Annotated in this window: 1 protein-coding gene; it reads left to right on the forward strand. The window is 44.7% G+C overall.

Features of this window, described 5'->3' with window-relative positions; all coding sequences use genetic code 11:
- Positions 1-275: beta-galactosidase (locus BSAG_RS26140; protein ID WP_008997319.1), on the forward strand; the 275-nt coding region annotated here is incomplete at both ends.

The following is a 275-nucleotide window of genomic DNA, read 5'->3' on the forward strand; positions in this document are numbered from 1 at the left end:
GACGTAGCTTTGCGCACGCTTGATCCTTATTATATGGGACGGGTAGGCATTTTTATGAAAGAAGTTGGTAAGCAACTGGCTCCGTTGCAAGTGGATAAAGGAGGAAACATTATCATGGTTCAGGTGGAGAACGAGTATGGCTCTTACGGAACCGATAAACCATACGTTTCTGCCGTGCGTGATTTGGTTCGTGAATCCGGTTTTACCGATGTGCCTCTGTTTCAATGTGACTGGAGCAGTAACTTTACCAATAACGCACTTGACGATTTGATTTG

Source organism: Bacteroides sp. D1 (genome assembly GCF_000157095.2).
GTDB lineage: Bacteria > Bacteroidota > Bacteroidia > Bacteroidales > Bacteroidaceae > Bacteroides > Bacteroides xylanisolvens.